The organism is Armatimonas sp. (assembly GCF_043760365.1).
In the GTDB taxonomy this organism is placed as follows: domain Bacteria; phylum Armatimonadota; class Armatimonadia; order Armatimonadales; family Armatimonadaceae; genus Armatimonas.
Genome location: NZ_JAYUPA010000746.1, coordinates 1 through 3,507, shown reverse-complemented (window position 1 = coordinate 3,507; position 3,507 = coordinate 1). Strand labels below are relative to the sequence as shown.

Annotated in this window: 6 protein-coding genes; 3 read left to right on the top strand and 3 right to left on the bottom strand. The window is 58.0% G+C overall.

Going from position 1 to position 3,507, the window contains the following annotated elements:
* From ACH2EH_RS17775 to ACH2EH_RS17765, 3 genes are all read right to left on the bottom strand, one after another.
* Positions 1-859 (bottom strand): isoaspartyl peptidase/L-asparaginase family protein (locus tag ACH2EH_RS17775; protein ID WP_395143684.1); only part of this gene is annotated, 859 nt, incomplete at its 3' end.
* 93 nt (positions 860-952) lie between these two features.
* Entirely contained in the window at positions 953-1,321 is a 369-nt protein-coding gene (locus ACH2EH_RS17770; RefSeq protein WP_395143682.1) for a hypothetical protein, read from the bottom strand.
* Between the two features lie 78 nt (positions 1,322-1,399).
* The gene (locus ACH2EH_RS17765) at positions 1,400-2,272 is read right to left on the bottom strand and encodes a hypothetical protein (RefSeq protein ID WP_395143680.1); all 873 of its coding nucleotides are present in this window, start codon (positions 2,270-2,272) and stop codon (positions 1,400-1,402) included.
* A 41-nt stretch (positions 2,273-2,313) separates the two neighbouring features.
* Between ACH2EH_RS17765 and ACH2EH_RS17760 the strand changes: the two genes are divergently transcribed.
* The 3 genes from ACH2EH_RS17760 to ACH2EH_RS17750 form a co-directional block, all read left to right on the top strand.
* Complete coding sequence (locus ACH2EH_RS17760) at positions 2,314-2,550, top strand: hypothetical protein (protein ID WP_395143678.1); 237 nt, start codon at positions 2,314-2,316, stop codon at positions 2,548-2,550.
* A gap of 5 nt (positions 2,551-2,555) precedes the next feature.
* A complete protein-coding gene (locus tag ACH2EH_RS17755; RefSeq protein WP_309693820.1) occupies positions 2,556-2,900 on the top strand; it encodes a hypothetical protein in 345 nt (114 codons plus the stop codon).
* Positions 2,901-3,001: 101 nt separating this feature from the next.
* On the top strand, positions 3,002-3,507 hold a 506-nt coding region (locus tag ACH2EH_RS17750), incomplete at its 3' end, for an aminotransferase class III-fold pyridoxal phosphate-dependent enzyme (RefSeq protein ID WP_395143676.1).

Genomic DNA, 3,507 nt, shown 5'->3' with positions numbered 1-3,507 from the left:
CCAGCGCGATCACGCCACCCGAGCCGCCCATTCCCACCAGTTCTTCGTGGATCACCCCGTCTGCGGCAACACTCACGCTCTCTTTGGCGTGGCGCATCCGGGCCGAGATTTCGTGAGCGACGGCGGCGCGGAGAAAAAACTCCCCGTGGCCTGTCGCGGAGACAGCACAGGTCGCATCCTCGGCCCAAGTTCCCGCTCCGATCACCGGACTATCTCCAATGCGCCCGTGGCGTTTGTTCGTCATCCCGCCCGTGCTGGTCGCCGCCGCCAGATGATTTTCTTTGCAGCGCGCCACCGCGCCTACCGTGCCAAACTTATTGTCCTCCGAGAGCGAGACGCTATTGCTGGCTCTTTGCGCCTGGAGCTGCTTCCAGCGCTCGTCGGTAAAGAAATACTCCTGCCCCACTTGCTCGATCTCGTCTAGCGTCGCCGCCAGCTCCTCGGCTCCCAAGCCAGAGAGAAAGACAAACGGCGTCTTCTCCAGCACAGCACGTGCCAGCATGATGGGATTTTTAATGGTCGTCACGCCCGTAATCGCGCCCGCTGCACGGTCGGTTCCACGCATGATAGACGCATCCATTTCCGCGATCCCTTGATCGTTGAGCACTGCTCCCCGCCCCGCGTTGAAAATGGGATCGTCTTCGAGCACACGCACCGTCGCCTCCACAATGCTCAGCGCATCCGCTCCCGCTTGCCAAAGCGCATAGCCACGCGCCAAGGCAGCTCGCAAGCCCGCATGGCAGAGTGCCTCACGCTCCGGGGTCAGGTTCTCCTCTAAGATCGTCCCCGCCCCCCCATGAATCACCAGCACAGCGTCTGCGACGGACGCATTGTTTCGCGAAATATCTATCATTCCCATTTCGCTGATTGTACCCGCGTTGGTGCCGCCGGTTGAAAACCGGCGTCTGCAATGGCGCTTCGCGCCGCAAAGCCCGTGCCGGGCTAGAGAAACTTATTGTGATCCGTATTTTTCGATCCAGACCTCTGGGTCGTCGCCAAAGTTCTTGCCAGTTTCTTTCCGCAGGTGGGTCAGTACCTCATGAACGGCAGTGGCTCTCTGGCGCTCCACCATTTTGTCCAGCAACGAGCCCTTAATCTGCTTCGTCCCCGACGGATACTCGTTGACAATCATTTGGAGTTGGCCAACGCCATCGGCGTTTTTCATCGCCAGTGCCTGATCGCGCGACTTTACAATGCGCCACGTCTGATCATTGGCAAGAGTAACACGTAGATCCAGGTGGAGATAGCTCACGAGAGACCAGCTACACAAAATAACGTTCACCACGGCAAGAATCCCTAACCAGGGTACTTTTCGTTTCATCTCATCATCTTCCATTAACTGCCCCAGCCCGGCACGGGCTTTGCGGCTGAGGAACGAAGCCATTGCAGACGCCCAATTTCATTGGGCGCTCACGGTCAGTCCCGCGCTCTCGAACAAGAACGGGATGTAGCGTGCCCCGGCGCTAACCAGCGCGTTGGCGACAGCGGCCTGTGCTCCCTCTTCAGTCACAAAATACAGGCAGCCGCCGCCGCCCGCGCCACAGGCTTTGCCGCCGAGCGCTCCGGCAGTGTGAGCAACCGTAAAGAGTTTTTCTATTTGAGGGTTGGAGACACTGGGATCAAGATTTTTCTGACACGTCCAGTTCTGCGCAAGCAGCGCCGCAAACTCCGTGAAATTCCCCGATTTTAGCGCCTCTGGCATCGCGCGGCCGACCTCGCGCAGACCGTGAAATGCGGCGACGGTCTCACTGCGCCCACTGCGAAAGCTGCCCCAGACGTTTTCATGAATCGTGCCCGAGAGCCGTGGCGTTCCGGTGTAGACCAGCACACTACGCTTTTCGAGGGCGATGACTGTCTCGTGAGAGAGTGCAATGCTCTCGACTTCGACACTTGCGCCACCACCGAAGCGCATGAGGTTAAAGCCCCCAAACGCCGCCGCGTACTGGTCTTGCCGCCCCCCGAGAATCCCAAGTAGCTCCTCAAGTGCGTAGGCTTGCTCCGCGACTCTGCGTCGGTCTAGCACTTCCCCCCCGCCGATCAGCCCGAACCAGCAGACATTCAGCGCCGCCGAGGTTCCCAGCCCCGAGCCCGTGGGAAGCTCGAAGCCGTAGCGCACTTGCAGCCCTTCGTCGGAAACGATTTGCTCGCCGGAGACGTAATGATTAATCGTGGCATTGAAGACCACACCACCAAAATCTTGGGCGTAGAGATCAACATCGGTCCAGGCTCCCCCAAAGTCAATACGGACAGGGGCTTGCGCGCGTTGGTGCATAGAAATACTCCTTGTGATAAACTGGTGAGATTGAGGCGATAATGAAACAGATTCGCTGGTGGAACTCGTTTAACCTGCTTGGCATTATTTTGCTGGGCATCGGTGTTGCGGGACTGATCTTGCAGGGCAAGATGGTATTTGACCCGGGCCGTGCGCCGCGGGGCTATGAGTGGGTGCTTTACCTGGTTGCAGGGGTGCTGATGCTAGTCAATGGCTTTCTACCCACAGCCAATGCTCCCCATTCAAATAAACCGCGCAAGCCGACCGAACTTTTGTAAAAACTATGAGTAATCAAACTGTAGACCTTCTGGATGCCGATGAGCAGGAAGTGAAGGAAGTCCGCTGTTCTGTCACGGGCATCCCGATCTCCACGATCCCTAACTGGTACGCCCAGGTAAACGTCAACTTTGTCTCCGACCACGCTCGGTCGAAGTCCAGCGCCGCAGCGGCTCAGGCAAACTACCTGCGCCTTGCGGAGCTGAGCGATAAAGAGGACGAAGAGGAGGCGGAGGAATCCGACGAAATCTCGCTCGATGATATGGACGAAAATATCACTGCCGCAGATATTGATATCGAGGATATGGATATCGGTGGCGATGACTCCGATGATGCGGACACGGACAGCTAGTCTCTCCCGGATCGTAAAATCGTAAACCAGACAAGGCCTGCGCTCTGCGCAGGCCTTTGTTTTTTTCGGAGGGTCGGGATGGGTCGGGTATCATAGTTGGCATGGATGCAGATGCCCTCACCCGTGCTGACTCTATCACCGCCGATGTCGCGGATAAGTACCAGAAATTCGTCAACCCCACCGCCCTCGCCCTCCTAAAGATCGCGGGCTTCGACAAAGTGGAGTGGGAAGGCAGCGGAGCCACACTCAAAGACATTCACGGCAACGAGTACATAGACTGTCTCGGTGGTTACGGCACGTTCTCGCTAGGCCATGCAAACCCACGCGTGGTCGCCGCCGTGACCGAGCAGATGCAGCGCCTCCCGCTCTCTTCCAAGACATTTCTCAACAAGCCCCTCGCCGATCTCGCCGCGCTTCTGGCCGAAATTACCCCCGGCGACTTGCAGTACAGCTTTATCTGTAACTCCGGCGCGGAGGCTCTGGAGGGCGCGATAAAATTTGCCCGCATGGCCTCGGGCCGCACGAAGATTATCTCCGCCGAGGGTTCGTATCACGGTAAGACACTCGGAGCACTCTCGGCATCGGGTAGGGACAGCTACAAAACCCC

What these genes read in the sequence shown, in the direction of transcription:
- ACH2EH_RS17755 (WP_309693820.1), top strand. Translation starts at nt 2,556, where the DNA reads ATGAGTAATCAAACTGTAGACCTTCTGGATGCCGATGAGCAGGAAGTG.
- ACH2EH_RS17765 (WP_395143680.1), bottom strand. Translation starts at nt 2,272, where the DNA reads ATGCACCAACGCGCGCAAGCCCCTGTCCGTATTGACTTTGGGGGAGCC.
- ACH2EH_RS17770 (WP_395143682.1), bottom strand. Translation starts at nt 1,321, where the DNA reads ATGAAACGAAAAGTACCCTGGTTAGGGATTCTTGCCGTGGTGAACGTT.
- ACH2EH_RS17760 (WP_395143678.1), top strand. Translation starts at nt 2,314, where the DNA reads ATGAAACAGATTCGCTGGTGGAACTCGTTTAACCTGCTTGGCATTATT.